This is a genomic window from Pseudomonas tremae, from assembly GCF_001401155.1.
GTDB lineage: Bacteria > Pseudomonadota > Gammaproteobacteria > Pseudomonadales > Pseudomonadaceae > Aquipseudomonas > Aquipseudomonas tremae.
In genome coordinates this window covers 1-475 of record NZ_LJRO01000315.1, presented here as the reverse complement: position 1 = coordinate 475, position 475 = coordinate 1, and the positions used below count along the sequence as shown (strand labels likewise).

The following is a 475-nucleotide window of genomic DNA, read 5'->3' as shown; positions in this document are numbered from 1 at the left end:
CCACCAGTTCCAGTCTAACGAACCGGGCAACCATGCTCTGTGTTGGCTGTGAGAACGTCTCTATCACGCTTGATCAATCCGGCGAGGTGCTAAAATGAACTTTAAAACCCTTCATTCCGGTGAAGGCTACAGCACACCGACACGGAGAAATCTAATGCTCAATGCACTCGTGCTGTATGAACGCATGTATGAAGTTCAACGCATGTTGCCACAGCCATTATTTGAGCGCTTTACGATGACGGACCGTGAGTTTTGTGAGGCTATTCAGCAGATTGCAGGCTTGCTGGATACGTCCAATACCGAGCTTATGTCTGAGCGAGTAACCCTAACGGAAATCAACGAAATATTACGGGGCCGCCTGTATCAGGTTTTAACCCTACCACCTCATGAGGGGCTGAAAAATGAATACCTTCAATAGGACACAGAGAATCGCTTTTGCGGGTCTGCTCCTTTGGCTTGGGGTAATCGCTTACAC

Annotated in this window: 1 protein-coding gene; it reads left to right on the top strand. The window is 48.4% G+C overall.

Annotation, left to right across the window (positions count from 1 at the left end; all coding sequences use genetic code 11):
• Positions 1-94: 94 nt before the first annotated feature.
• Complete coding sequence (locus tag ALO43_RS18530; protein WP_234710508.1) at positions 95-418, top strand: hypothetical protein; 324 nt, start codon at positions 95-97, stop codon at positions 416-418.
• Positions 419-475 lie beyond the last annotated feature (57 nt).